Raw genomic sequence first — 26,711 nt, forward strand, 5'->3', positions numbered from 1 at the left:
CGTGGGAAAGCAGCAACGAATACAGGTGGAAAACAATGTCTTCACTGTTTGATTTAACCGGTAAGCTCGCCTTGCTGACCGGCGCCACTCATGGTCTCGGTATGGCTATGGCGGAAGGCTTGGGGAATGCGGGTGCCAAACTGGTGATTACGGGGCATTCCTCTCAGGAAAAGCTGGACAAAGCCGTTGCTAGTTTGCGGGAAAAGGGCTACGACGCCCATGGGTATCTGTTCAATGTCACCGACGAGGCGCAAGTCGCCGATGCGGTGGGGCAGATTGAGGGCGAGTGCGCGCCCATCGATATTCTGGTCAACAATGCCGGCATTATTAAACGGACACCCCTGCTGGAAATGTCGCTCGAGGACTGGCGGCAGGTGATAGAAACCGACCTCACCGGAGTCTTTACCATGACCCGGCCGGTGGCGAAACGCATGATTGAGCGCGGCGCCGGGAAGATCATCAATATCTGCTCGATGATGAGCGAGTTGGGAAGGGACAATGTGGCTGCCTATGCGGCGGCAAAGGGTGGTTTGAAAATGCTGACTCGCAATATGGCCACAGAGTGGGCCAGATACAATGTGCAGGTCAACGGTATCGGTCCGGGATATTTCGCCACCAGTCAGACAGCGCCGATTCGCGTCGATGGCCACCCGTTCAATGAATTTATAATCAATCGCACACCCGCGGGGCGCTGGGGCAATCCGGAAGATCTTCAGGGTACCGCGGTATTTCTTGCCAGTCGCGCGAGTGATTTTGTCACCGGGCAGATTGTGTACGTGGATGGCGGTATTCTGGCGACTATCGGCAAGCCTTACAGTGAAAAGCAGGGCGTGTAGTGGGATAGAGATGGCGAAACCGCCGCATACAGGGATGTATGCGGCGGTTTTCAATTTTAGGCAGGACTTTTCTCAAACTGCGTCCGCACGCAGGTCAGTACGCCGTGCTGCTTCAGGCGGGTCAGCCAGCCGCTGAGCGCGCTGTGCAGTCTTTCGCTTTGTCGCAGATCTGCCCCAAACACCGCGGAAAATTGTAAAAAAGCAGCGGTCAATTCGCTGGTGTCGTCAGCGTGTCGGTCGCAGAGTGCTTTCAGATCCGCAGCCAGGGGATCTGAAACTTCAATTGTATTTCCTGCATCGTCTACCGCAGAGACGTAGCGTATCCAGCAGGCCAGCGCGAAAGATAGGAGATCGATAGGACCACCGTTCGCCAATTGGTGTCGCAGCGTGCCCAACCAGCGCTGAGGAATTTTTTGCGATCCGTCCATGGCAATCTGCCAAGTGCGGTGGCGCAGGGCGCGGTTGGAAAAGCGCTCCAGCAATTGCTGGCGGTATTTTTCCAGATCGAAGCCTCGTGGTGCTTCGACAGCAGTGCCGGCTTCGGTGGCGAGGAAATGCTGTGCCAGGGCAGCGAATGCCGGTTCCGCCATCACGTCGGCAATGGTTTCAAAACCGGCCAGGTAACCGCTGTAGGCAAGCAGCGAGTGGCAGCCATTCAACAGCCGTAGCTTGATCAGTTCGTAGGGCTCGACATCTTCCACAAAAGTCGCGCCCGCGCGATCCCAGTCCGGGCGCCCGCGGAGGAAGTTGTCCTCGATCACCCATTGGCTGAAGGGTTCCGCTACTACCGCGGCGTTGTCGCGTAGACCGAGCATATTTTCCAGTGCCTCTCGGTCGGTGTCTGTGGTGGCCGGCACTATGCGATCGATCATGGTGCTGGGGCAGCGGGTGTTTACTTTTATCCAGCTAGCCAGGTCGGGGTCGACTTGTTCCGCGAATTCGAACAAGACCCGTTGCAATAGCTTGCCATTGGCGGGGAGATTATCGCACGAGAGCAGAGTAAACCCAGGCAGGCCCTTATCCATGCGCGCCTGCAATGCGTAGACGATAAAGCCGAGGGCACTTTTGGGGGATTGGGGATTGGCCAGATCGTGCTGGATATCGGGGTGTTGCAGGTTCAGGGTGCCGCTGGCGGGGTCATGGCAATAGCCCTTCTCGGTGATGGTGAGAGAGACAATCCGAATTTCCCCATCGGTCATGGCTTCCAGAAGCGCGCCCGGGTTTTCGGGCGCGACATAGACATGCTGTACACAACCTATAACGCGAACCTTTTCCCCGGCATTACTTTTTTCCGCCACAGAGTAAAGGTAGTCCTGGGGTGCCAGCTGGTCGCGTACCGCCGGCGAGCGCAAGCTGGCGGCGATAATCCCCCATTCGCTTGCCCCCTCCACCAGCAACTGTTCCGTATACCAAGCCTGATGGGCGCGGTGGAAGGCGCCTATTCCCAAATGCACGATACCGGCTCTGATCGTATTGCGGTCGTAGTCCGGTATGGTGACGGAATCCGGCAACAGGTTCAGTGTGTGCCTGTTCAGAAGTTTTTTACTCATTGATATTTTCCGGGACTCGGTGGATGTCCGCGATCATTTGGCTGGTGTTTTACCGGTTCGATCGCGGACACTGCTATATGCACGGGCGTTTGCCCAATCACAATTTATAGGCCCGTTTGGCCAGTGCGTAACTCAGGTCGTGTGCCAGCTCGAAGGCTTCGTCTTCAGCCAAGCGGTGCTCGGCCACCAGTTGTGCCAGCCAAGTGCAGTCCATGCGCCGCGCGACATCGTGACGCGCGGGAATAGAAAGGAAGGCTCGGGTATCGTCATTGAATCCGACGGTATTGTAGAAACCCGCGGTCTCCGTCACCTGTTCGCGGAAGCGGCGCATCCCCTCGGGACTGTCGTGGAACCACCAGGCGGGCCCGAGTTTCAGCGCTGGATAGTGTCCCGCCAGGGGCGCCAGTTCGCGGCTATAGCTGGTTTCGTCCAGCGTAAAGAGGATTACCGTCAGGTCCGGTTCGTTGCCGACGGCTTCCAGAAGTGGGCGCAGGGCGTGGACATAGTCGGTGCGCGACGGAATATCTGCGCCTTTATCGCGGCCGTAGCGCTCAAATATCAGTGGATTGTGGTTGCGCACGGAGCCCGGATGGATCTGCATGACCAAACCGTCTTCAAGACTCATGCGCGCCATTTCCGTGAGCATCTGGCCGCGGAACAACTCCGCGTCTTCGGCGCTGGCGTTGCCTTTGCGTACCCGGTTGAACAGGGCTTCTGCCTCGCTGCGATCCAGGTTGGCCGTGGTTGCAGTGGGGTGACCGTGGTCAGTGGAAGTCGCACCCATCCCTTTAAAGAATTCCCGCCGGTTGCGCAACGCCGCCAGATAGCCCGTGTAATTGCCGGTGTCCTCGCCGGTGATTTCCGCCAGCCGGTCCAGATTATCGGTAAAGGACTCATAGTCCGGGTCGAGCACCGGGTCGGGGCGGAAGGCGGTGATCACGCGTCCACTCCAACCACTCTCCTTGATTTTTTGATGGTGGCGGAGATCGTCGAGCGGTGATTCGGTGGTGGCGATTACCTCGATCCTGAAACGTTCGAACAGTGCCCTTGGCAGGAATTCCTCCTTTTTCAGGCAGCTGTCGATAGCTTCGTAATAGTAGCCTGCGGTTGTGCTATCCAGCGCCACGTCCAGTTCGAAAACATCGTGGAACACACTGTCCAGCCAGATCCTCGAAGGGGTGCCGCGGAAGAGGTGGTAGTTATCCGCGAAGAGCTGCCAGATAGCGCGCGGGTCATCTTCCACCGGCGTGCCGTCGCGGCTGGGAATACCGAGGCGCTCCAGGGGAATGCCCTGACTGTACAGCATGCGGAACACGTAGTGGTCCGGTTTGATCAGTAGTTGGGCGGGGTTGCCGAAGGGTTGGTTGTCTGCAAACCAGGCCGGGTCTGTGTGGCCGTGGGGACTGATAATCGGCAGGTCTTTGACACTCTCGTAGAGCCTGCGGGCGATATCTCGAGTGAGCTTATCCGCCGGAAACAGGCGGTCGGGATGCAGGTGCAGAGGGCGCGTCATAGGCATTGCTCTTGTTATGAATCCGGTTTCCTAAGATTAACCCGGCCTGGCGGCCGCGAAAAAAACCCGCCCCGTGGAGGGGCGGGGGGCATCTGCGGCATAGCCGATTGGGCATGCCGCCAAGGGCGTGGAGAAACCCAGCCGCATCAGACTGGAGTTGTCATACTGCCAAAAATTGGTTATACCAGTCAACCTTAATGGTAAGGCCTTGGTGCCAGGCAGTGTTTGCCGGAGAGAACAGTAAGGAGAAAGTCGTGAAAATAGCCGCTCTGGGAGAAGTGATGGTGGAGCTGGCGCCCCAGGAAACAGCGCCGGGCGGTGCGCCGCTCTACGCGCAGGGCTTTGCCGGAGATACCTACAACACCGCCGTCTATATGGCCCGCAGCGGCCTGCCGGTGAGCTACGTGACGTTGCTTGGCGACGACCTTTTCAGCGAGCAGATGCTGGTGGCGATGAAGGGCGAAGGTATTGATACCAGTGTTATCGAGCGATTGCCGGGGCGTTGTCCGGGGCTTTACACGATACAGAACAGTGCCGATGGCGAACGCTACTTCACCTACTGGCGCGGCGAATCAGCGGCGCGGGAACTCTTCTCCGGCGCCCGTTCCCGCGAGCGCCTGCAAATCTATTTACAGGGGATGGATTATCTCTATCTCACGGGAATAACATTGGCAATAATGGGGTTGGAGGCGCGTAAGCACTTGCTTACATTTCTCGCTGACTTCCGCAGTGCTGGCGGTCGCGTGGCGTTTGACAGCAACTTCCGGCCGCGCCTTTGGCGCTCCAAAGACGAAGCCCGCGAGACCCTGTCCGCCTGTCTGCGGCAGGCCGATATCGCTCTGCTGACGCTCGAAGACGAGCAGGCCCTGTGGGGCGACCGCAATGCCGGCCGCTGTATCGAGCGCAACAGTCGTCACGGGGTGGAGGAGCTGGTGCTGAAGCGGGGGGCGGAGCCTGTCTTACTGCAATACGATGGTGAACTAAACGCCATCCCCGTACCGCCCGTGCAGGATATCGTTGATACCACGGGCGCCGGCGACGCCTTTAACGCGGGGTACCTGGCGGCGCGTCTGCAGGGGCGGGAGCCGGCGCGTGCCGTCATTGCCGGCAACCGCTGTGCGGCGGCGGTCATTCGCCACCGCGGCGCCATTATCCCGGCGGCGGACTGCTTTCCGGAGGACAGACCGCCTGCGGAGGCGGCACACGCTTGGCAGTAAAACGGCATTGCAGCCGGCTGCCGACGCGGCTAGAATGGTAAGGCCAATTTGGCCTGCCATTGCGTGCGATGCTGGCCATACCTGTAGCGATAATAATAGAGAACAGGTGCTCAGACATGATGATGAGAAAACTGCCGCTGAGGCTGGTGGTGTTGATTCTGCTGCTGTCGATCGGCAGCTGCGGTCTCGAACAGCCGCAGACGGTACTGAAGCTGGCCCACACCCTGGACCAGCAGCACTCTGTCCACCGTGCTATGGAGTTTATGGACGAGCGCCTGCAAATGTTGTCCGGCGGCAGCATGCGCATTGATATTTATCCCGGTGGACAATTGGGCAGTGAGCGGGAGCTGATCGAGCTGCTGCAGATCGGCAGTCTGGCAATGACCAAAGTTTCGGCCAGCCCCATGGAGGGGTTTGTGCCGGAGCTGAAAATATTTAACCTCCCCTACGTTTTCCGCGACGCCGATCATTTCTGGGCTGTGCTGCAGAGCGATATCGGCCGCAAACTGCTGCTGGCCGGAGAGCGTGCGCGCCTGCGGGGTCTCGGCTACTTCGATGCCGGCAGCCGTAGCTTTTATGTCAATGACAAGCCCATTTACACTCCGGAAGATCTGAAAGGTCTGAAGATCCGTGTACAAAACAGTCAGACCGCCATCAAGATGGTCAACACCCTCGGTGGCGCAGCTACTCCCGTAAGCTGGGGCGAGCTCTATACGGCGCTGCAGCAGGGTGTGGTGCAGGGCGCGGAAAACAATCCCCCAAGCTTTTATCTCTCCAAGCACTATGAAGTCTCCCGCTATTACACCCTGGATGAGCACACCTATGTCCCGGACATGCTGCTAATTTCCACCGAGGTGTGGAAAAAGCTCAATGCCCGGCAACGGGCCTGGCTGCAGCAGGCGGTGGATGAGGCGGTGGATTACCAGCGCACCTTGTGGCAGGAGTCCACGCGCGAATCACTCGCCGCGGTTGAGGCGGCCGGGGTGAAGGTGATTTACCCGGACAAGCAGCCGTTTATCGACGCTGTGAAGCCGCTGCACGCGAGCTTCGCGGGTACGGAAGTCGGTGATCTGCTAGCGCAGATAGCGCGCCTGTAATAAATATTTCGCAGGGTGTATTGCACCTGCGCACGCGCTCGAGGAAGCAACCGCACAACACAATAAATAAAAGGTAACGCAGCGATGATAATGCAAAGAATTGACCGACTGCTGGAGCTGCTGCTCGGCGGCCTGCTGGCCTTGATGGTGTTGGATGTCAGCTGGCAAATACTCACCCGCTTCCTGCCGATGAGCCCCAGTTCCTATACAGAGGAGCTGGCCCGGTACCTATTGATCTGGATCGGTATACTGGGCGCTGCCTATGCCTACCGGAAAAAATCGCACTTGGGAATCGATCTGCTTACCAAGGCGCTGCCGCGCAGGCTGCGCAAAAAGGTGGAGTTTCTGACGCTTGCCCTGTGCTTCACTTTTGCCGCTGCCGTCATGGTGTTCGGCGGTGTTCAATTAATGATGCTCACCTTCGAGTTGGATCAACTGTCCGCCGCGCTGAATATTCCGATGGGATATGTATACGCGGTAATCCCGCTATCGGGGGGATTAATTTGTCTTTACTCCTTGCATCAGTTGCTGCAACTACTGGGCGTAACTGGTGCTGCTGAGGATCACGCAGGGCGTCCGGAAGAAACCGCTTCGGTTCAAGGGTAGGAGTCAGGGGAAGATTATGGAAATTTCTGTTGCCGTACTGTTGATCAGTTTCCTGGTCCTGCTCGCGCTCAACGTCCCCATTTCCGTCAGTATTGGCATTGCCACACTGCTGACCATGTTGGTTACCATCGACCCGCTCCCGGCACTGATTACCATGGCCCAACGGATGGCGTCCGGTATTGATAGCTTTGCGCTGTTGGCAATACCGTTCTTTATTCTGTCCGGCTTGTTGATGGGAAGTGGTGGTATTGCCCGTCGTATCATTGCCTTTGCGCGGGTATTGGTCGGTATGCTGCCCGGTGGCCTGGCATTTGTGAACATTATCAGTTGCACACTGTTCGGTTCCATTTCCGGTTCCGCGGTGGCTGCCACTTCGGCGATCGGCGGTTTTATGATTCCTTCGATGAACAAAGAGGGATACGATAAAAATTTCAATACTGCGGTAACCGTCGCCTCGTCCACCACCGGATTGCTGATTCCGCCGAGCAATATTTTGATTGTTTTCTCTCTTGCCAGCGGTGGCGTCTCCATTGCCGCACTCTTTATCGCCGGTTATTTGCCGGGGCTAATACTGGCGCTGGGTCTGATGATTGTATGTGGTATTTGGGCCAAGGCCAAAGGCTATCCGGTGGGCGAAATAACACCTTGGCGCGAAGCTCTGGCCAAAACGCTCGACGCAGTCCCAAGCCTCTTCCTGGTAGTTCTGGTGATCGGCGGTATTATCAGCGGGATCTTCACTGCCACCGAGGCTAGCGCAATCGCTGTGCTCTACTCTCTATTGCTATCTGTGGTGGTTTACCGGGAAGTCAAGGTAAACCAGCTGCCGGGAATACTGGTGAAGGCAGTCGAAACCACGGCGATCGTGATGTTTTTGATTGCCGCTTCCTCTGCGATGTCTTGGATACTGTCTTATGAAAATATCCCCCAGACCATCAGTCGGGCACTGATCACCATCAGTGAAAACCCGCTGCTGATACTGCTGACGATCAATCTAATATTGCTGGCGGTGGGTGCCTTTATGGACATGACTCCGGCGGTATTGATATTTACACCGATTTTTCTGCCTGTCGTCACTGAATTGGGAATGTCGCCTTTGCAGTTCGGTATAGTGATGATTCTGAACCTGTGCATCGGTCTGTGTACTCCCCCCGTGGGCAGTGTACTGTTTGTCGGTGCCAGCATATCCAAAACTTCGATCACCAGCCTGATAAGGCCTTTGTTACCCATGTACGCCATGATGTTCCTGGTACTTGTGCTGGTGACTTATGTACCCGCCATTAGCGAGTATTTGCCGAGAGCATTGGGACTGATTGATTAGTTTGGGTGTTTCCGGGTGTCGCTGATAGTTCCGTGATGTCCAGGGGAGAAGAAGTCATCAGAGCCCTAGGAAATATATAAACAATAACTAGAACCCAATCTGGGGGTAATTCCATGGCAAACGTTTTTCGCTGCTGGCCTCTACTGTTACTGTTTTTCGGAGCACAGCTTCATGCCAGTGCAATGGGTCTAGAAGGGCTTTCCGGGTTTGGGCTTGATACCCCTGGAGGGCTGGGTGGAGCAGTGATCCGGGTAACCAATCTAAACGCCGATGGTCCCGGCTCCCTGCGCGCGGCCCTTGAAGAAAAAAGACCTAGGATAATTGTTTTTGAAGTAGGTGGAGTGATAGATCTTCGCCGGAAAAATCTCAGTATTAAGGCGCCGTTTGTGACTATTGCCGGGCAGACGGCACCGTCCCCTGGAATTACATTGATTCGCGGCGGGATCAGTATCCGCACACACGACGTGCGCATTCAGCATATTCGGGTGCGTCCCGGTGATGCCGGTCAACCGCCGCGCAGTGGTTGGGAGCCGGACGGCATCAGTGTATCGGGTGCCGGTGCATACAATGTGCATATCGATCACTGTTCGGTGAGTTGGGCAGTGGATGAAAATATTTCCGTATCTGGTCCTCGCACGCTCGGGCCGGAGCACACCGCGCGCAAGGTGACAATCAGCAACTCCATTATCGCTGAAGCACTGGACTATGCGAGCCACCGAAAAGGGCGCCATTCAAAAGGGTTGCTGGTGCATGACTTCGCCCGCGAAGTAGCAGTTATCGGCAACCTTTTCGCGCACAATGCGCGGCGAAACCCCTACTTCAAAGCCAATACCATTGGGGTTGTGGCCAACAATTTGATCTATAACCCGGACTCTGCGGCAATCCAGCTTGGCTATATCGAGGACGAGTGGCGGGAAGCCGATTTCTCTCCGGAAAACCCCCGGGTATCCGTTGTGGGGAATTTACTCTACTACGGCCGCGATACCTACAGTGATTTGGCACTGGTGGCCTATCAGGGCGATGCTTTTCTCGAAAACAACCGCGTATACAATCTCGACGATGGGCTGATGAATATTGTCCAGGGAAATATCCGTAAACTGGATCGCAAGCCTTCCTGGCTCGAGGGTCTTACACCGAGAGATCCGGAAGCGCTGGTCGAGTATTTGGTCAATCATGCGGGCGCGAGACCCAAAGATCGGGACCCGGTGGATCGGAGAATCATCGAGTCGTTTATTGCCCGTCAAGGGCGGATTATCGACAGCCAGAAGCAGGTAGGGGGTTACCCCAAAAGTGAACCCAGTTACAGGCCACTTACGGTGCCCGAAGACGTCGGCGCCTGGCTGGAAAAATTGGCGCGGGACATAGAATAGGGCGTTTCTAATTATGTCGCATCCAGCCGATATTGAGACTTCGAAAGCAAGTGAGAAGCTCCGGTGATGGGATGGACGCATCCAGACGAACGACAGTACACATGTAAATGAATCTGAGGTCCCATAGGAGTTTTCAGTGAAAATCGAGCATTTCGCCTTTAATGTGGCCGATCCGGTGGCGGTAGCGAATTGGTATAGCGAACATCTCGGAATGCGGGTGGTTCGCGCCCTTAATGAGGCGCCCCACACGCATTTTCTCGCCGATAGCAGTGGCTCCGTTATGATAGAGATCTACAATAATCCCGCCGACCAAGTACCAGCTTACGGAGAAATGGACCCCTTAATTTTGCACTTGGCATTTGTCAGCGAACAACCGGAAGTCGACCGCTTACGGCTGGAGGAAGGAGGGGCCAGTTTTGTGGATGAGGTGCGTTTGAAAGACGGTTCACATTTGGTAATGATGCGGGACCCCTGGGGACTGGCGATTCAGCTATGCAAGCGGGGAACCCCGATGCTGCCTGCCTGATCCCCCATCCTATTTCGGTAATTTCTGATTTCTTCCGGGTGCGTAGCGGCCCGAGCCGCGAATGCACCCAACCAAATGCCCCTAAAACGTATGGAATATTGGCGTCCAGCCATTGAGAATCTTTTTCCGCACAAATTTTTCCGCTTGTCTTTCGCTTAACTGGCGCCGGGTGGATGTAATTTTGGCACCGGGGCCGTAGTTTTGGTACTCAAAAAAACGGGCGTCCTCAGGCGTGAATAGCGCGCTTTTGGTTCCGTCCCTGGCGGTACCGCGCATAGAGGCCCAGCCTGATGCGGCGATATGGCTGTCCATATACGTTTGGATAAATACGCTGGAACCAATCGCTTCCGGATCGGCGTAGCGGCCGTCGGGAAAGGTTGTTGTGGGATGCCATGGGCGCCCCAGAGGAACGGAGTCATCCGGTACCTCCTGTTCTTTGAGCAAGCGGCAACGGATAAATATCAACCCAAAAGCATTGTGGATATTGGTACTGGGTGCAGTGATATACCCGCTGGTTGTCATTTTTCGGCCCCGTACACGGCTAATGATGTCACTGTTTTCAAATAGGGCTGTACCAGCGCCGAAGATAAAATCCACATTGCCTTCTATCCGGCTTTCCGTGAAATAACTTCGCCCGGAATTGGCATACAGCGTGTCTTGAAACCCGGAGATCTTGACTCTGCGAAAGGCCGCGCGGTCGGAATTTTTGTCTATGGCGAGAGCCACCGCCTGGGTGCCGTGAATTTTATTGGTCGCATCGGCATCCAGCGCATCGTTGGCGAGAAAGTCAAAGCTGTTTTCGATGGTCAGATTTTCGGCGCGGAAGTCCGGGGCCGTCACCGTAAGAGTGGCGGAGCGGAAGGTGCCCCAGGTTTCCTCGGAGCCGGGTATTTTTTGTGCCGCGTAAGCGTCGTGTGTGATGATGGTCCCTTCCCGGGACTCACCGATCAGGGTGATATTGGGCTTGTCGACCGTTAGTTTTTCTTTGTAATTACCATTGCGGATAAAGATTAAATAGGGCTTCTTGGAGGCAGAAGGTGCGGCCTCAAGTGCCGCGCCCACACTGGTGTAACTTCCGTGCACGCCAGCCGCATCGACCACGGCGTGATAATTCTGGGCTGCTGCGCTGGAGTGGAAAAAAATAAACAAAGCGGCGGCGAATAAATAACGCATTTTGTGCTCCGGGTAATTGATAAAAGATCAGCCTGTCGGGAGCTGCTATTCTTGGGCGATTTGTGGGATTTCCCTGCGGGAAATATTTCATCATTCCTGTATGTGCACTGTTTTTGCGCTTGCTGAAAGCGTCTTCCTAGGGGGAAAGTCGTTCCAGATATAGCGAAAAAAAGCACCGAATATATAGTCTATTGATATTTTTCAGATCACTTCAAGCGGTTCGATAAGTGTGACAATGCCTCCTGCATTTTCCCGACTCGATAGTGACGGTGACTGACCGAGTCGGTTAGTGGCCAGATAAGACACAGCGCTGATTTCTGCACACAAAAAAAGGGCGCCCAGGGGGCGCCAAGAGCTTGCCGAATATGGAGACTCGGCTACTGACAGGGGATCTCACCCAGGCCGACCACATAGTTGATGTCGTGAGCCAGGGGGGAATTGAAGGGGGCGCGGCGGCCTTTGCCAGCAGTGGCACTGATGTAGTCCACCAGATCTTGCCCTGCGGGTAACCAGTGGGCTTGAATGGCGTCGCGGGACCTTTGCGTGTAGTTTTGGCTGAGATTGCCCACGGATCCGGACGCGTCAGTGATCTCACGCACGTAGGCGCTGTCCAGGTTACATTGGGCGTCGGAGAACCAGACGCGGGAACCTTCGCTACGGAAGTTACCTCCACCCACATCTCGTGCCAACTGTGCGGCGCGCTCGTCCAGTGCGGCGTGCGGATCACTTTTTTCCTGGTGGTCGCGGTTGATCAAAAACGCGTTGTCCTCCCACAGCACACTGGCGCCCACGCGTACACTGAGTACATCTTTGCGGTAGTTCATGAACAAATTGTTGAACATATGCGAGGTTCCGCGCCGAATCAGCGGTACGCGCCGCAGTGTGTTGCCCAGTGTGGAATAGTGGTCGTCGGTGGTGACGAAGGCGTTGTGATGCATGGTGGTGGTGATTTGCTCGTTAATCGTACGGCTATCACTGGAGCCATGCAGGGTTGCCCGCTTTACATTTACCAGGCGGTTGAAGGACATGGTGATGTCGTAGGCACCCACTTTCACGTCAAACGCCGAATCGCCGGTGGTATCAAAGGTATTTTTGTGAATCCAAATATCGTGGGAGGCTCCGGTGGAGCGGATCATATCGGGGTCCAGACCGTGGTCTTCGGTGTGCCCTGCGCCGCGGAAATCCAGATGCGTGAGGATGACGTTTTCCGCAGTCTGGGTGGGCTGTCCGGAACTGTCCTTGCCGATGGCAAAGCCACTGAAGCGGAAATAGGCTTTGCTGAGCCGACCGTCGATAGTTTTGTTGGAACCGATCACCGGGTTGCGGATCGGCAGGTTTTTATCGTTCAGCCGCTCGTTAAAGAATTCATCCAGGCAGGACTGGCCGGAACCATAGCCCTTGGCGGCGCACCATTGCCGGTAGTCGATGCACTGAGCCTGGGTGCCGTCGATGGCCGCCTGTACGGAAGCGTCACCGCAGTGAGTGCGATACATGGCGATCTCGGTTTCCTGGGCAAAATCAAATTTGTCGAACACAATCCAGTTGTGCGTGTCGCCGCTGATGGCGTCGAGAATCTGCTGTTCTACGGAGCGGCCCTGGGGATCATTTTTTGTAATGACAGTTAGTTTGCTGCTACCGCCCGGGTCGTAACCTCCGAGAGCGTTTTCACCGTAGCCGAGTGCGCGACCAAGGGTGTCGGACAGGCACTTGACGATTTTCTGATCCGTATCCAGTTCGGAGGAATCGCGCCAATTGACGTTTGGATCGGTGGCGAGGGTGTAGCAGGCATTGCTGATTCCACCACTGCTACTGCTGGATGAGCCGCCGCTGGAACTGGAGGAGCTGGAGCTGCTGGAGGAACCTCCACTAGAGCTACTGGAGGATGAGCCGCCGGAGCTGGAACTTCCCGACGAGGAGCTACTGCCCCCGCTCGCATTGTAGATCTCGAATTCGGCAATCCGCGGTGCACTGGTGGCGCTGTCGATCATCAGGTCGATTTTGTTCATGGATACATTGCCGAGATAAACCTGCATGGCCGATCCTATACCGTTGCCGGATGCCAGCTCTGCGCCGGTGTCGTGGTTGAGCAGGCGCCACCCCTGTACTGCGTTGCCTATCTCGCGAATGATCACCGTATTAAAGCTTCCGCCAAACTTTTTTGCAGAAATGCGTTCGCTGCTGGAAGAGCGGGGTTGCCAGTAGGTTTGCAGGTTGCCATCGACCGCATTGCCATAACTGGTTCCGCTGGCTTTGCTGCTGCCATCGGCACCACCGGACAGTGCTAGGTTTGGGCCCAGATCTTGAGCCGAGGTCCAGACCGACATTAACCCGCCGAACAATGCGCCGAGCACTGCCGGAATTTTTGTATAAGTTTTCATAGGATTATCGGAATTGGTGTTTATCGGTAAGGCAGGCGCCCGAGACGGGCGCCTTGATCCTGTGAGAATGAAAGGTATTAGTTATTGTTGTCTTCGGCATTTTCCCGCAGTTACGGTGTGGATGCGCCGCCACTACGGGAACTGTCCAAAGAGGGGCCAGAGTTACTGGGACGCATTGTAGACCTCGAATTCGGCGATCCGCGGCGCGCTGCTGGCACTGTCGATCATCAGGTCGACTTTTTTCATGGAGACATTGCCGACATAGATTTTTTTGGACGACCCTATACCGTTTCCGGACGCTAGTTGTGCTCCGGTATCGTGGTTAACCAGGCGCCAATTCTGTACAGCGTTACCGATTTCGCGAATGATCACGGTATTGAAATTATCGCCGAATTTTTTCGCGGAAATACGCTCGCCACTGGAAGAATTGGGCTGCCAGTAGGTTTGCAGGTCGCCGTCCACCGCATTGCCATAGCTGGTACCGCTGGCCTTGCTGCTACCATCGGCATCGCCGGAGAGCGCTAAGTTCGGACCCAAGTCGGAGGAACCGCCGCTGGAGCCACCGGATGAAGAGCCACCGGATGAAGAGCCTCCAGATGAAGAGCTACCGCTAGATGAGGAGCTGGAACTGCTGGAGGAACCGCCGCCGGAAGAAGAACCGCCCTGACTTTGGCAGTTGCCGTCGGAACGCAGCATACCTTTGTTGGCACCGGCGGTGGCCAGCACAATTTGTGGTACACAACCGGCGTCGTCTAGCTTGTAAGAATAGGGAATGCTGATTGAGGTTGTTGACTTCGGATTCGGACCCGCCGGATGGTTTTTGTCCTTATCGTTAGTCCAGGTGATATTGGAGTAGATGTTGCCGCGCACATCCCAATATCCCATATCGTTGGTGTAGAAGGTTCCCAATACATCTTTGGAGTCTTCAAAATAATTATTTTCCGCCTTGATACGTCCGCCAATCCGCGGATTCATGCCCGACTTCTTAATACCCCGGAAGTGGTTATTAAAGGAGTGGGCAGTGCCGTGGCGCAACAGCGGCGTCCGCGAATCCAGGTTTTCGTACAAGTTGTGGTGGAAGGTGATCGGCCCATTATCGCTGTCGCTATCGCTGGAGCCGACCAGGCCACCGCGGCCGGAGTTGCGCAAAATGCTGTAGGAGAGGGTGACGTATTTGGTGGAGGCTTTTATATCGAAAAGTGCATCGTAGCCTTCACTCTCACCGCCCGAGGCCTCCAGGGTCAGGTGGTCTGCCCACACATTGCGGACATTGCTCTCCATGCCGATAGCGTCGCCGCCGTTAGATGTCGGCGAGCCGGATTTCTTCACATTGCGCACATGCAGATTCTGCAAAATGATGTTTGAAGAATTGCGCAGGTGGATACCTATTTGATCGAAAAGGGCACCCCTGCCGACACCAATAATCGAAATATTGCTGACATCTTTTATCTCGATTTTATCGTCGGCGGTGTTACAGCTGCTGCCGGAGACCTTGCTGGTGTTGCCGTGATTAATTGTCCCTTCGACGTGAATAATAATTGGGGTGCTTTTGGATGCACGGTTGCACAGCGCCTTGTGAATCTCGGTGCCGGTGGTGGCGTAGACGACTTGGCCTCCTGCACCGCCGGTAGTACCACCGTTCAAGGTTGCATAACCCACTGGTTGTGCCGACGCCCATGTCGGCGCTAGCAGACTGCCCAGCAGCGCGCCGAGCGCCACCGGAATTTTAGTTTTCGCTTTCATCTGACCTTCCGTGTTTATTGGTTATTTATCGGAAAGATGATCACTACTGCGGCCGGTCTGGGTGCTGCTGGGACCTTACCAGCCAATCATCATCGCTGAACTACTTCCCCATGTGGGGTGGATACTTTTGGCCTGCCGACGTGAAATTTTTGGCAAGACCAAAAGTGAAAAAGAGGTTAGTCAGGTGTAATTTTTTTGTAAAGCCTATTTGTGGGTTTTGGCTTGAAGTACTACTTTGGGTGACGGAATTGTGCGATTCCGCACGTCTTCTGGTTGATAGGGGCGCCAAAAGGGCAGCTCATCGGAGTCGGGGTTGTAGGGACGAAGGTTTGGCAATGTGATGGGATGAGGCGGGAGGTGTGCTGCTCTGGTATCGAGTGTAGTGCATTGAGAGGTAGGCAAAAAAAGGGGCCCTGAGGCCCCCTGAGATAAAGCTTTATGCAAAATCCGGTGCGGGAGGTGTTGTACCCTGGTCTTTGTTCTCGCTGGGTCTGTCCGCCACCATCACTTCGGTAGTCAGCATCAGGCCTGCGATAGATGCGGCGTTCTGCAGCGCAGAGCGGGTGACTTTGGCTGGGTCGATAATCCCGAGTCCGATCATGTCGCCATACTCGCCGGTCTGGGCGTTGTAGCCAAAAGCCTGGTTGTTGTCGGAACGCACCTTCTCCAGTACCACGCTGCCGTCTACGCCAGCGTTGGCGACAATCTGGCGGAAGGGTTCTTCCATGGCGCGCAAGGCGATCCTGATGCCTACCTGTTGGTCGTCATTGGCGCCCTTGAGGTCGGACTTGCGCAATTCGTCGGCAATGCGCACCAGGCTGACACCACCGCCGGGCACTATGCCTTCTTCCACAGCCGCGCGGGTTGCGTGCAGGGCATCGTCCACCAGATCCTTCCGCTCTTTCATTTCCACTTCCGTGGCGGCACCGACCTTGATCACGGCCACACCGCCGGCCAGCTTGGCCACGCGTTCCTGCAGTTTTTCGCGGTCGTAATCGGAAGTGGATTTCTCGATTTCGGCGCGGATCTGGGCGACGCGCGCATCGATATCGGCTTTTTGGCCGGCACCGTCGACAATAGTGGTGTTTTCCTTGCCAATCACCACTCGCTTGGCGCTGCCCAACTGCTCCAATTCCACCTTCTCCAGCGACAGCCCTACTTCCTCGGAGATCACGGTGCCGCCAGTGAGGGTGGCGATGTCCTGCAGCATGGCCTTGCGGCGGTCGCCGAAGCCGGGCGCTTTTACCGCGGCCACCTTGAGAATGCCGCGCAAGTTGTTGACCACCAGGGTGGCCAGGGCCTCGCCTTCGATATCCTCGGCGATCACCAGCAGTGGGCGGCTGGCTTTGGCCACGGATTCGAGCAGCGGCAGCAGGTCGCGGATATTGCTGATCTTTTTGTCGAACAGCAGGATGTAGGGGTTTTCCAGCTCGGCCTGCATTTTGTCCTGGTTGGTGACAAAATAGGGCGACAGATAGCCGCGGTCGAACTGCATTCCTTCAACCACTTCCAGTTCGTTCTGCAGCGACTTGCCCTCTTCGACGGTGATCACCCCGTCGCGACCCACCTTCTCCATGGCCTCCGCCAGAATTTCGCCGATATCTGTGTTCCAGTTGGCGGATACAGTGGCCACTTGGCCGATGGATTTACTGTCGTCACAGGGCTTGGACAGTTTTGATAGCTGTTCGGTGGCGGCCTTCACGGCGGCGTCGATACCGCGCTTCAGATCCATGGGGTTCAACCCGGCGGCGATCGCCTTGTGGCCCTCGCGCAGCATTGCCTGTGCCAGCACAGTGGCGGTGGTGGTGCCGTCACCGGCCACATCGGCGGTTTTGGAAGCCACCTCCTTGACCATCTGCGCGCCCATATTTTCGAACTTGTCCTTTAACTCGATCTCTTTGGCCACGGATACGCCATCTTTGGTCACCCGCGGCGCGCCGAAACTTTTGTCCAGCACCACGTTGCGGCCCTTGGGGCCGAGGGTGGCTTTTACCGCGTTGGCCAGGATATTGACCCCGGCCAGCATGCGTTCACGGGCATCGTCAGAAAACTTTACAACCTTCGCACTCATGCGGCTTTCTCCTCAACCTCTGCGTTGTCCAGTACGGCCAGAATGTCGGATTCCTTGACGATCAGGTAATCCTCACCGTCGATTTTCACTTCGGTGCCCGCGTACTGCCCAAACAGGACCCGGTCACCGACCTTCACGGTTAGCGGGCGCAGCTCGCCGCTGTCCAGCGGTACCCCGTCGCCCACGGCGCAGACTTCGCCCTGGGTCGACTTTTCGGCGGCCTTGTCCGGAATCACAATGCCGCCTTTGGTGGTGGTTTCTGCAGGAAGACGTTTGACAACCACCCGGTCTTGGAGCGGTTTGATTTTCATTGGGGTTCCTCCCATAAACAATTGCGAATATTGCCGAAGCAGAAATCACAATAAGTGCGGAAGACGCGGCCGCGGGCAGACCGCCCCGGCCCCTTCCGAGCGGCAAAATAAGAGCGCGCAAAGTCATTTCAAGGGGTGGGTCAGCAAAATTTTTATGATTTTTTCGTATAAAAAACGCGGCTTTGAAAATGGAATGTTTCTAGGTCCGGTCCGCGCTTTTCGATAGTCTGGGGAAGTGTAGGAGGTGTGTATATGTCCCTGGTGCAACAGCCTGTTTTTGAAATGACCCTGGCCGAATACTTTCGCGAGCGGCTGGAGGAACTCGGCCGCCGGATGGCGCCGCCACCCCACGAAGATACCCTCTGGTACACTGCCAATATGTTGGCCCGTTTCGGTGACAGCGATCAACTGTTCAGCTACGACCGCGGTGAAGTGGACATCCGCCCGCTGGCTCTGCTGTATAAAGACGCCCACGAGGCCGAGGATATGCGTCAGCGCTGCCTGATACTGCGTCAATTGGGTGACTCAGCCCTGTTCCTCGGCGCCCTTTTCCCGGAAAAGTTCGAGCGCCGGGGAATACTCAGGGACTACTTCGTGGGTATGGGCGGCGGTGCCTACGATTACCTTTCAGAGAACGCCCGGCACAACCGGCATATCTTTTCCGAACTAGCCGCCATGTTCGCGCGCATGCTCGATCTGGTTGCCCGCGCCTGTGCCCGGCAGAAACTCTTCGACGCCGCCGACGTCCTGAACCTCTACCAACGCTGGCGCCAAACCCGAGACCCGCACTTGGCACGGCAGCTGAGAGACCTGGGCATTAATTTGCCGGAGTCGGATGTGTTGCATTGATGGCAGGTGGCTAGACAGCGTAAAACTCTGCTCTGCCTGAAGTATTCGGGAAGGAAGAAGCAGTACAGAGTTATGTTTGAAAAGCTTTCTTGTGTGCTACTCCTGACGAAGGAATAACCCACAAGAGATCGCCAACTGACTCTCCAAAAGGCTATAGCGAATTCAGGAGCGCTCCGGCGAGCGCATCAAAACGCTCCTTAAAAGGCGGCGGAAGCATTACTGAAAAGAGGATGCCCCCTTGACCCACTGATGGGTAATATTGAAATAGAGCTTGAATTCATCTCCGGTTTGCGGATCTCGAACGCCCATCAGATCGAAAACACCCTCTTTACCGTTCAACAGTGCCTGATCGATAATCTCCAACCCCTGTAGTTGCAGAAAAGCGCGGAGTTCCGGCGTGCTATAGGTGTGGAAAGCGCTTTCCATTTTCTTGCCGTCACCAGTGGACCAGATGGCTTCGATAAATCCATTCAACGCAAGTTTATGTACTTCTCCTCTTTCTGTATTGCCGCTTTCCATATTGCAGGCCATGCCGAGAAAATGGCCGGGCAGACTGGTGTAATTGGCCTTCACTATCTCGTTTGCGGCATTGATACATGCGGCCCAGTCACTCTTATTCAAAGATTCAAACCCCGTTTCCACTAGGCTGGAAGTTGGATCAAAATACGGGAAGTATTTTGAAGAGTTGGCATAGGCTTCTCGTACGCGCTGGAAGTCTTTTGGCTCGGCCTTACTGCCTTTGTTTTTCAGAATTTCCAGAGCCTGTTGGTAATTGCTGTCCCCAATATCTTCGGCATGTGTAGGGGCGGCGTCGTCTGTGGTGTTATCTGCCTGAGAGGACTCGATAGCCCCCTGGGGATTGGTAACTGCACATCCGCAAATCAATAAAAAAACAATGAAAATATAATGCTTCATAATGGTGTTCCACAATTTATTCTTCTTTCTCGAGCCACATTGGATAAAGATTAACTATTGCAGCTTGTGCAAATTGGCACTACGTCGATCCAGGATGAATCACCATGGGTTGATCATTCGTTCTGTTTGCGAATAGGCGCCATTGCTCCACTGGATGATTAACAAACAGGAGGGTGGGGCGTTTGCCAGCCTAAATGCCCCGGCTGGTATACGCAAGCGGTTTTCTTGCTGCTGCAGCGCGAACATCGACATAGGGTGGGAGAGTGACGCTTGGAAAGGATTCAGTTGATAGGCGGATATAAGCCGAGCCATTGACTGCATCCATCAGTCATCGCGCACCGCAATGAAATTAGTTGGCCCAAACCACTGAATTTTGCTATTAATAGCCACCTTTGTGCGCTTATTTGACGGCAATAATGCCAAAACCGGCAGATCCGTAGCAACACTACCATAGGAGTAAATAATGAGGTGTGTCAAAAAACTTATCGCTGCGCTGGGCTTATGCATCGGCAGCACAGGATTTGCCGCTACCGAAGGCAATACTTACAGACTCTACTTTTTAGGCGGCCAGTCGAACATGGAGGGGTATGGGTATACCAATGAACTGCCAAAAGGCGCATTTAAAGCCAATGACAGGGTGAAGATTTTTGCCGGTCAGCCAGCCCTGGATAACCAAACCCATGGTGGCGTCGGCCTGTGGCAAACACTGGAACCGGGCTTTGGCACAGGTTTTAAAACCGACGGCAAGAAAAACATGCACTCCGGACGCTTTGGCCCCGAACTCTTTTTTGGCCAGGTAATGGCCAACACTTACCCGCAAGAGCGCATCGCCATTATTAAATACGCCGTCGGTGGCACAGGCCTGGCTCAAGGGGTTGGCTACGGAAACTGGCATCCGGACTTCAATGAAGGCGCCGGGCTGAACCAATACGACCACGCCTTAAAAACCCTGCGAAACGCCTTTGCAGATCCAGATATTGACGGCGATGGTGCCCCCGATACCCTGGTCCCTGCAGGGATCGTATGGATGCAAGGTGAGGCCGATGCCTTTGATAGCCAGGCAGCCGCCGACGACTACCGCGCAAACCTGCAACGCTTAATGGATTTACTGCGGGCCGCACTGCGCGTGGATGACCTGCCCGTGGTTATTGGCAAAATCACCGACTCCGGAATGAGCGAAGACGGCACAGTGATGGACTACATCAAAACCGTACAAGACGCTCAGCGAGACTACGTAAAAAGTGACACCTGCGCCGCCTACATGACCGCCACCGAAGACTTCGGTTACCTAGACGACGGTTGGCACTACAATACCGAAGGCTTTATCCGCATGGGCACCGAATTTGCCAAGGCGATGAGTAAACTGGAGGATAAATGCGGTAAATAATGCGCTGATATGTGCGCTTAGCTGATTGTGTATGCAGGGCAGAGTGTAAACATGGATGCCCTGCATACAAGATTGCACTTATTAATTTTAAGTCGAGGATTTTAAAAGTAGTATAGGGAGGCGGTTTTTCCCCGTTGATGAAATCAATTGAAGTAGGAATAACTTCTTTTCTTCTTCAAATCTCTAACGCCGATAAAGATAAATGCTCCGATGGCCAATTTATACTCAACAACTGAAAATTGTCTAGGCTAAGGTGAAAGAGTAGCGAGATGGAAGTTGGTCCTTTGTACTATAAAATCAGTACCAGCGTTATTTCCGATGTAAACTTTAGGTTTATGATCGTCTGTAGTAACGGACCTTGCGCCGCCACATAATAGTGCCTCTTTTAATTCTGTTTGCGGTATTTTCGGATTATTATTTTTGCTGAATACATAAAAGTTCAGTTGACTTGATACTCCAAGTGTTTTTGCGGCTTGAAGAATTGCGTTGCAAGTATTCGAGTATAGATCTTTGTTTGTTCTTATCTTAATTTCATCATTTTTGTCATCGATATTTTCTGCGTTTAGATTTTTAGCGTAGACATTTTTTAATAGTAATTCAGGGGGTGCGTCGTAGTAATGTGATGCATATTTGACGGCGGCCACTATATCATCTGCACATGTTGAATCAATTTCAAATACCCAGATTTCTCTGTCAATAATGGCGGCTTTCTTTACGACGCTTGCAGTACGGTCTTCGTAGGCAGTGATATTCACATTAGCATTTCTTGCCTTCCATACAGGTAGGCTGTGCAGTGTTGTTCTTAGGACATATTTGCGCGTAATGGTTTTGTTTCCAAAGATTAGATTTACATCGGTTTTAAATTCGTATTTGTCTTCTGCTATTGATGTGGCCCCACTTTTAAATTCCATTTTTAAATCCTTGTTTGCTTGTTAGTCCAAATTTATAATTCTATGTATATATTTTGTTTCTTCTTCAATCTCTTCGGACCGAAATCCGCTAAAGACAATATTGTTGCTTTCTTTGGCGAGCTTTGCGAGTTCGTGAGGATTGTTTCCGCTGTTGCCTTCTACTTCCCATTGAGATTGATCAAACCGGGTAATCATGGAAATATCAACAATTTCCAAGTTTTTATCCTGCAGTTTTTCTTTAGATTTTCTAATGATTTCCTCAAAAATATGTTGTGGACGTTCTGATTGGTATATTGGGACATAGGCTTCACAGAAAAAGAAATCGCCTCCATCGAAATCGAAATCGCAGTTAGGAAGCGGTCGACTTTTTATAAAAGCTATCCATATGTTTTTGGTCTTCATTTGAGTTCTATCCTGTCGTATATTTCATCTTTTTATTGCGCGGTTTTTGATAATAAGTGCAATTGGTAAGGAAGCAATCAGCTGGTTGTAGTTCATCAGTGTATTTCTCCTGGTGAGGAAAGGTGCAGGCCATCTACCAGATGGCCATCCCTTTACCAATTGCATTTATTATCCGAAGCCGAACTTTCAGAATTATTTTCTGATCTATCATTATCAGAATAGTCTAGTCGTGTAGTTAAATATGAAATTAAGCTCAAAATATTCAAACAGTCCAATTGAGTGAAGATCTCTGGAACCACAACATCAATGGGTGCATGATTCATTGGGTTCCTAAATCCGGCCATGACGCCGCGTGTCATGTGCGCCTGACCCTCTTGAATATTCCAACCACTTTCAGTATTGACATCAGCAACTTTTATCTTTGGTTTTTTAGGTCTTTTTTTGTCACCTGTGGCAAATAATTTCGCCAAATCGGTACCGTCTAAAGATTCTCCACTTATTTCACGAAGAATTTGACCATATACTTTTGTGCCTTGATCAGCTGCTTCGGCAAATTGCTGATTTTCATAGTAACTCTGTATTCTTGACCTGATTTTTTTATGTAGATGACGCCAGTGAAGCTCTGGGTATTCTGGTACAATTTCATGTAATGCTTGAATTATTGGGGTGAATGTACTCTCCACCTCCTCATCTTTTGTCATTACATCTACAATTTTTTCTACAGGTTTTCTGACATCATCAGACATGCTAGAAAGCCATTTCTCTTTATCGATCCCTGTATTTTTTGAGAATCTTTCTTCTTTCTTGTTTTTACGTTTTTCACGCCACTCCTTTCCCACTTGCAAAATCAACTTCGAAAGAAACTCTCTAAGTTCTTGCATCTCAGGGTGATCCCAGTTTATGGATTGGCGATTTGTTGAAATTACATCCTCATCTAGAAGGTCAATAAAGTCAGCTCTAATCCATCCCGTCAAGTATTGGTAAAAATGGCTTGATGTGCTGGATGAAAAATACTCAGGAGCATTTACCAACTTTCCTCTTGAAAATAAAGTAACTCCTCTTAACCCAGAGTTAGGTGGGATCGGAGTTTTAGTGGTAATGAAAGTAAATGAAATCTTGCCATAGTAATCACTATCTGAAGATATGAGATCTTTTTCTGTCCACGTAAACTCCTGCTCTATAAGAGCATATTTACGCTCATTATTGACTAGAATAGATTTGTCATCAGGATTAGTGGTTTTTAACTCGATAGAAAAGGAGTTATCAATAATAAATATTTTTGATAGACTATCTGCGATGGATTCTAGATCAAAAGGTGTCTTCCGTTTCAGTTCTGACAACTTAATCGTTGTACCATTCGGGGAATCTGTTTTTTGATTTGCAATTTCAATTTGAGGATGGTAAGAGCCATCGGCGGACAGCAAGTTATCCCAATCCAATACAAAACGATTCCTCAATCCATCCTGAACAGTATCTACAGTAATTTTTTTAGCCAACCCAAAAAGCGCTAACTTTCCCAGTCCTTTTTTTCCTGTTGGTAACCGATTATGTTTCTTTGACGGCTTATCACCCTCAACATCCCTTCTATTTCTACCAATCACCAAAAATTTATTTTGGATATCTGAAGCACTCATGCCTTCTCCATCATCCTTAATGCTTATTGATTTAGGCACTCTGTTTTGCTCATGAAAAGTCAAAATTACTTTATCTGAATCAGCATCATATGCATTTGAAATAATTTCTGCTAAAGCTGGGGGTAATGTTGAGTACATTTTTACCCCTAGGTGCTCAATTGTCTTTGGGTCAAATTTCAATTCGTAATCCATTATTCTTCTCCAAAGATTTCTTTTAGGTGTTTGTAAATCATTTCAGCTTGTCGCTTGATAAATTTTGGTGGGAGTGCATTTCCTATCATTAGTGCGACAGAGTCTTTCCCACCTTTTACGGAGAATTTGTAGCGCTTAGGGAAAGTTTGAAGAAGAGCAGCTTCACGAAGAGAAATTGCTCGGTCTTCTTCTGGGTGAATAAAGCGTCCTTTGGATGGGTTGTGACACCCTCCAGTAATAGTGGGGGCTACAGAGTCCCAACACATTCGTCCATACACATCTTTATAGCTGTCTGGATTTTTCTTATGACAATCTAGCCAGTATCTTTTCGGAATGTCTGATCTGGACCCCCCATTTTTTGGAACAAGTGAAATAATTTTATTTACTTTTTCTGTGCGTTTTGATTGCCAGTCATGTAAAAAATCACCACTTTCCCCTGATTTTTTAAGGTTGTAAATGAAGTCTCTCACAGTGGCTGGTTTCTTATCTTTTTGGGGCTCTTCAATAATTCCAAATCGTGAAGCCATTAATATCATTCTTTTTCGTCGCTGTGGAACTCCAAAATCTGCAGCGTCTCTTATCGCTAGAGTCTGTTCTGAGAACTGATAATCTAATGCTTTCAACTTTTTAATGGCAAGTTTCATTCTAGGGTCTTTGTAAAGCCCAGGAACATTTTCCATCATAATTGTTTTTGGTAATAAACCTTCCACAAAGCGAATGAATTCGAAAATCAATTCATTTCTCGCGTCGTCTACCGAAACGCTTTTATTTCTTGTCCTATGCCTTGAAAAACCCTGGCAGGGTGGGCACCCTGCTAATAGGTCAAGATTTCCTTTTTTTATCCCTAAATCATCAATAATATTTTGAGGGGTTAGTTCGCAAATATCTTTCTCATATAGAACGTGATTTGGATGATTTAGCCTATATGTTTCAGCGGCATTTTTATTTATCTCTACACCAGCAAGAACTTCAAATCCGGCTTTTTGTAAGCCAACAGTAAGTCCTCCGGCACCACAAAATAAATCGATGGCGTTAAATTTCATATCTGTTCTTTCGATTAATAATTCTCTTCTTTTGAATTTTTCTCAAATTTTTAATTATTGTGCGACTATTAGGTCATTAGGGGGTTTTTGTAGATGATTAGGACGTCTATCTGGCTGGTTTGTTCTTTCAAATGGCCGTAAAATTTTTGCACAAATTCCTTGGGGTTTCCTTTGGTTTTCCGATCCATTCGACTTCAAGTGTCTGATCCAGGTCGTCGTGAACTATCGTCTGTTTTTTGTCGTGGGGGATGCTGTAGACCAGTTCATTCAGCTCACCATTACCCACATTGACGCCATCGGTCACGGCTTTTTCTTGATCATATTCACTGACCACATTCCTGCGGAAAAAGCCGTAAGTGCAGTTATCCGGCGTGGCGGTGAGGCCCGCCAGATAGGCGTCGAAGTATTCCAGCACCTGCCGCCACTGGTTGTAGATGGAGCGGTGGCATTCGTCGATGATGATCACGTCGAATAATTCCGGCGGGATCTTCTCGTTGTACACCACTGGCAGGGGTTCTTTAGGCTTGGTCAGCTGCTCGGCCTGTTCGCCCAGGTTTTTGATATCCACCAGAAACAGGATGCGGTTGGCGCTGACTGGTTCCCGCAACAGGCGGTAGCAGGCGGTAATCGCCGTAAAGGTTTTGCCGGAGCCGGTGGCCATCTGTATCAGCGCACGGGGTTTGTCCTGCCGGAAGGAGGCTTCCAGGTTGGTAATGGCGGTGATCTGGCACTCGCGCAAACCCTCGGTGTTCAGCGGCGGAAAGTCCTGCAGGCGGCCGCGCAGGCTTTTCGGCTCCCTGAGCCATTTTGCCAGGGTTTCCGGGCGGTGGAAGTTGAACACCTCGCGGGACCGCGGGTGCGGGTCCAGCCCGTCGGTAAAGCGGGTGATCACACCGGTGCTTTCATAGACAAAACGCAGGGGCTGGCTGTTGTTGACCCACTTCAGCGTGGCACTGGCATACCCTTGAGACTGATCTTCAACCGTGGTGATTTTCTCCCCCCAGGATTCGGATTTGGCTTCAATTACGCCCACGGCCTGTTTATCCACGAACAGGACGTAATCCGCCGGGCCTACATCGGTCTGGTATTCGCGCACGGCCACACCCGGGGCGGCGGAAAAGTCGATTTTCTTTTTGTCCTGCACCGCCCAGCCCGCTTGCCGGAGCTGGGCGTCTATGTGATCACGAGCGATTTGTTCGGGGTTTTGGTTGATCATGCTCACTTCTTTTTAGACTGATTGCTGTTGATGCTTGCCTGCTCAGTACGTTTAAGCAGTTCATCAATTCCGTAATTGAATAATGCACATCGTTTGTAGAGGCTTTTCAGAAGCACTATTTATACGGTTACTTTATTGAGCAAGATGTCATAGCCTGACTGTCCCTGGTTTTTTTGCGAATAACGGGGAAGAATACCACGGCTTTTAGATCTAGCGACAATTTACGATTTGAAGCTGTACTATGTGCGCCTGTATGCAAATAAATGATGGAGGAATATAAAAGTTGTGCGGCATTTTGGGAGCCAGTAATAGGGCGCTGAATCGGTGATTTCTGTTTGGAAATAAAAGCTCGATACCAAATGGCACTATGCCCTGGGCCGAAGAAAGGGCGAAGCTGGATAGAAGTGTGAAAAGGAAAATAGAGTAACGAACGATTGCTTACTTCTCGCTTAT

General features: G+C 52.4%; 22 protein-coding genes. 9 read left to right on the plus strand and 13 right to left on the minus strand.

All coding sequences use genetic code 11. The features are described 5' to 3' along the window. The first annotated feature begins 35 nt into the window (after window positions 1-35). On the plus strand, window positions 36-836 hold the full coding sequence (locus A3224_RS01830; protein ID WP_067150717.1) for a gluconate 5-dehydrogenase: 801 nt from the start codon (window positions 36-38) through the stop codon (window positions 834-836). 56 nt (window positions 837-892) lie between these two features. Here A3224_RS01830 and A3224_RS01835 read toward each other — a convergent pair whose 3' ends face one another. Both A3224_RS01835 and uxaC read right to left on the minus strand, forming a co-directional pair. Continuing rightward, entirely contained in the window at window positions 893-2,386 is a 1,494-nt protein-coding gene (locus A3224_RS01835; protein WP_067150720.1) for a mannitol dehydrogenase family protein, read from the minus strand. A 97-nt stretch (window positions 2,387-2,483) separates the two neighbouring features. After that, complete coding sequence (gene uxaC / locus A3224_RS01840) at window positions 2,484-3,899, minus strand: glucuronate isomerase (RefSeq protein ID WP_067150723.1); 1,416 nt, start codon at window positions 3,897-3,899, stop codon at window positions 2,484-2,486. A 254-nt stretch (window positions 3,900-4,153) separates the two neighbouring features. Between uxaC and A3224_RS01845 the strand changes: the two genes are divergently transcribed. From A3224_RS01845 to A3224_RS01870, 6 genes are all read left to right on the plus strand, one after another. After that, on the plus strand, window positions 4,154-5,116 hold the full coding sequence (locus A3224_RS01845) for a sugar kinase (RefSeq protein ID WP_231902431.1): 963 nt from the start codon (window positions 4,154-4,156) through the stop codon (window positions 5,114-5,116). Window positions 5,117-5,235: 119 nt separating this feature from the next. Beyond that, complete coding sequence (locus tag A3224_RS01850) at window positions 5,236-6,213, plus strand: TRAP transporter substrate-binding protein (protein ID WP_067157295.1); 978 nt, start codon at window positions 5,236-5,238, stop codon at window positions 6,211-6,213. A gap of 90 nt (window positions 6,214-6,303) precedes the next feature. Further along, window positions 6,304-6,819 carry a TRAP transporter small permease gene (locus A3224_RS01855; RefSeq protein WP_074902381.1) on the plus strand — a complete coding sequence of 172 codons (516 nt, stop codon included), beginning with the start codon at window positions 6,304-6,306 and terminating at the stop codon, window positions 6,817-6,819. Between the two features lie 16 nt (window positions 6,820-6,835). Next, a complete protein-coding gene (locus A3224_RS01860) occupies window positions 6,836-8,137 on the plus strand; it encodes a TRAP transporter large permease (RefSeq protein WP_067150726.1) in 1,302 nt (433 codons plus the stop codon). Window positions 8,138-8,478: 341 nt separating this feature from the next. Further along, complete coding sequence (locus A3224_RS01865) at window positions 8,479-9,507, plus strand: right-handed parallel beta-helix repeat-containing protein (protein WP_197463032.1); 1,029 nt, start codon at window positions 8,479-8,481, stop codon at window positions 9,505-9,507. 136 nt (window positions 9,508-9,643) lie between these two features. Then, entirely contained in the window at window positions 9,644-10,033 is a 390-nt protein-coding gene (locus A3224_RS01870) for a VOC family protein (protein WP_067150729.1), read from the plus strand. 81 nt (window positions 10,034-10,114) lie between these two features. On the opposite strand, the gene A3224_RS01875 is transcribed toward A3224_RS01870, so the two are convergent. From A3224_RS01875 to groES, 5 genes are all read right to left on the minus strand, one after another. Next, window positions 10,115-11,206 carry a pectinesterase family protein gene (locus A3224_RS01875; protein WP_082817352.1) on the minus strand — a complete coding sequence of 364 codons (1,092 nt, stop codon included), beginning with the start codon at window positions 11,204-11,206 and terminating at the stop codon, window positions 10,115-10,117. Window positions 11,207-11,583: 377 nt separating this feature from the next. Then, window positions 11,584-13,584 carry a pectate lyase family protein gene (locus A3224_RS01880; RefSeq protein WP_067150732.1) on the minus strand — a complete coding sequence of 667 codons (2,001 nt, stop codon included), beginning with the start codon at window positions 13,582-13,584 and terminating at the stop codon, window positions 11,584-11,586. 162 nt (window positions 13,585-13,746) lie between these two features. Then, window positions 13,747-15,327: a pectate lyase family protein gene (locus tag A3224_RS01885; RefSeq protein WP_067150735.1), complete on the minus strand. Its 1,581-nt coding sequence runs from the start codon at window positions 15,325-15,327 to the stop codon at window positions 13,747-13,749. Window positions 15,328-15,763: 436 nt separating this feature from the next. Then, entirely contained in the window at window positions 15,764-17,398 is a 1,635-nt protein-coding gene (gene groL / locus A3224_RS01890; RefSeq protein WP_067150738.1) for a chaperonin GroEL, read from the minus strand. Continuing rightward, window positions 17,395-17,709 carry a co-chaperone GroES gene (groES, locus tag A3224_RS01895; RefSeq protein ID WP_067150741.1) on the minus strand — a complete coding sequence of 105 codons (315 nt, stop codon included), beginning with the start codon at window positions 17,707-17,709 and terminating at the stop codon, window positions 17,395-17,397. The genes groL and groES overlap by 4 nt, the downstream gene beginning before the upstream one ends. 252 nt (window positions 17,710-17,961) lie before the next feature. On the opposite strand from groES, the gene A3224_RS01900 reads away from it, so the two are divergent. Then, a complete protein-coding gene (locus A3224_RS01900; RefSeq protein WP_067150744.1) occupies window positions 17,962-18,558 on the plus strand; it encodes a hypothetical protein in 597 nt (198 codons plus the stop codon). Window positions 18,559-18,774: 216 nt separating this feature from the next. Here A3224_RS01900 and A3224_RS01905 read toward each other — a convergent pair whose 3' ends face one another. After that, window positions 18,775-19,473, minus strand: coding sequence for a DUF4919 domain-containing protein (locus tag A3224_RS01905; protein ID WP_067150747.1), 699 nt, complete (start codon window positions 19,471-19,473; stop codon window positions 18,775-18,777). 463 nt (window positions 19,474-19,936) lie between these two features. Between A3224_RS01905 and A3224_RS01910 the strand changes: the two genes are divergently transcribed. After that, entirely contained in the window at window positions 19,937-20,860 is a 924-nt protein-coding gene (locus A3224_RS01910; RefSeq protein ID WP_067150752.1) for a sialate O-acetylesterase, read from the plus strand. A gap of 248 nt (window positions 20,861-21,108) precedes the next feature. On the opposite strand, the gene A3224_RS01915 is transcribed toward A3224_RS01910, so the two are convergent. From A3224_RS01915 to A3224_RS01935, 5 genes are all read right to left on the minus strand, one after another. Beyond that, window positions 21,109-21,771 (minus strand): hypothetical protein, encoded by a 663-nt coding sequence (locus tag A3224_RS01915; RefSeq protein ID WP_067150755.1) that lies wholly within the window; start codon window positions 21,769-21,771, stop codon window positions 21,109-21,111. Window positions 21,772-21,792: 21 nt separating this feature from the next. Beyond that, complete coding sequence (locus A3224_RS01920; RefSeq protein ID WP_067150758.1) at window positions 21,793-22,173, minus strand: hypothetical protein; 381 nt, start codon at window positions 22,171-22,173, stop codon at window positions 21,793-21,795. Between the two features lie 152 nt (window positions 22,174-22,325). Next, window positions 22,326-23,999 carry a TIGR02391 family protein gene (locus A3224_RS01925; RefSeq protein WP_067150761.1) on the minus strand — a complete coding sequence of 558 codons (1,674 nt, stop codon included), beginning with the start codon at window positions 23,997-23,999 and terminating at the stop codon, window positions 22,326-22,328. Beyond that, complete coding sequence (locus A3224_RS01930) at window positions 23,999-25,042, minus strand: DNA cytosine methyltransferase (RefSeq protein ID WP_067150764.1); 1,044 nt, start codon at window positions 25,040-25,042, stop codon at window positions 23,999-24,001. Before A3224_RS01930 ends, A3224_RS01925 begins: the two co-directional genes overlap by 1 nt. A gap of 127 nt (window positions 25,043-25,169) precedes the next feature. After that, complete coding sequence (locus A3224_RS01935; protein WP_067150767.1) at window positions 25,170-26,258, minus strand: DEAD/DEAH box helicase family protein; 1,089 nt, start codon at window positions 26,256-26,258, stop codon at window positions 25,170-25,172. Window positions 26,259-26,711: the final 453 nt, after the last annotated feature.

Source organism: Microbulbifer thermotolerans (genome assembly GCF_001617625.1).
Lineage (GTDB): Bacteria > Pseudomonadota > Gammaproteobacteria > Pseudomonadales > Cellvibrionaceae > Microbulbifer > Microbulbifer thermotolerans.

Bases quoted from the DNA above. Each gene is read 5' to 3' on its own strand.
- A3224_RS01830 (WP_067150717.1), top strand. From the start codon at position 36: ATGTCTTCACTGTTTGATTTAACCGGTAAGCTCGCCTTGCTGACCGGC.
- A3224_RS01835 (WP_067150720.1), bottom strand. From the start codon at position 2,386: ATGAGTAAAAAACTTCTGAACAGGCACACACTGAACCTGTTGCCGGAT.
- uxaC (WP_067150723.1), bottom strand. From the start codon at position 3,899: ATGACGCGCCCTCTGCACCTGCATCCCGACCGCCTGTTTCCGGCGGAT.
- A3224_RS01850 (WP_067157295.1), top strand. From the start codon at position 5,236: ATGATGAGAAAACTGCCGCTGAGGCTGGTGGTGTTGATTCTGCTGCTG.
- A3224_RS01855 (WP_074902381.1), top strand. From the start codon at position 6,304: ATGCAAAGAATTGACCGACTGCTGGAGCTGCTGCTCGGCGGCCTGCTG.
- A3224_RS01860 (WP_067150726.1), top strand. From the start codon at position 6,836: ATGGAAATTTCTGTTGCCGTACTGTTGATCAGTTTCCTGGTCCTGCTC.
- A3224_RS01875 (WP_082817352.1), bottom strand. From the start codon at position 11,206: ATGCGTTATTTATTCGCCGCCGCTTTGTTTATTTTTTTCCACTCCAGC.
- A3224_RS01880 (WP_067150732.1), bottom strand. From the start codon at position 13,584: ATGAAAACTTATACAAAAATTCCGGCAGTGCTCGGCGCATTGTTCGGC.
- A3224_RS01885 (WP_067150735.1), bottom strand. From the start codon at position 15,327: ATGAAAGCGAAAACTAAAATTCCGGTGGCGCTCGGCGCGCTGCTGGGC.
- groL (WP_067150738.1), bottom strand. From the start codon at position 17,398: ATGAGTGCGAAGGTTGTAAAGTTTTCTGACGATGCCCGTGAACGCATG.
- groES (WP_067150741.1), bottom strand. From the start codon at position 17,709: ATGAAAATCAAACCGCTCCAAGACCGGGTGGTTGTCAAACGTCTTCCT.
- A3224_RS01900 (WP_067150744.1), top strand. From the start codon at position 17,962: ATGTCCCTGGTGCAACAGCCTGTTTTTGAAATGACCCTGGCCGAATAC.
- A3224_RS01905 (WP_067150747.1), bottom strand. From the start codon at position 19,473: ATGAAGCATTATATTTTCATTGTTTTTTTATTGATTTGCGGATGTGCA.
- A3224_RS01910 (WP_067150752.1), top strand. From the start codon at position 19,937: ATGAGGTGTGTCAAAAAACTTATCGCTGCGCTGGGCTTATGCATCGGC.
- A3224_RS01915 (WP_067150755.1), bottom strand. From the start codon at position 21,771: ATGGAATTTAAAAGTGGGGCCACATCAATAGCAGAAGACAAATACGAA.
- A3224_RS01920 (WP_067150758.1), bottom strand. From the start codon at position 22,173: ATGAAGACCAAAAACATATGGATAGCTTTTATAAAAAGTCGACCGCTT.
- A3224_RS01925 (WP_067150761.1), bottom strand. From the start codon at position 23,999: ATGGATTACGAATTGAAATTTGACCCAAAGACAATTGAGCACCTAGGG.
- A3224_RS01930 (WP_067150764.1), bottom strand. From the start codon at position 25,042: ATGAAATTTAACGCCATCGATTTATTTTGTGGTGCCGGAGGACTTACT.
- A3224_RS01935 (WP_067150767.1), bottom strand. From the start codon at position 26,258: ATGATCAACCAAAACCCCGAACAAATCGCTCGTGATCACATAGACGCC.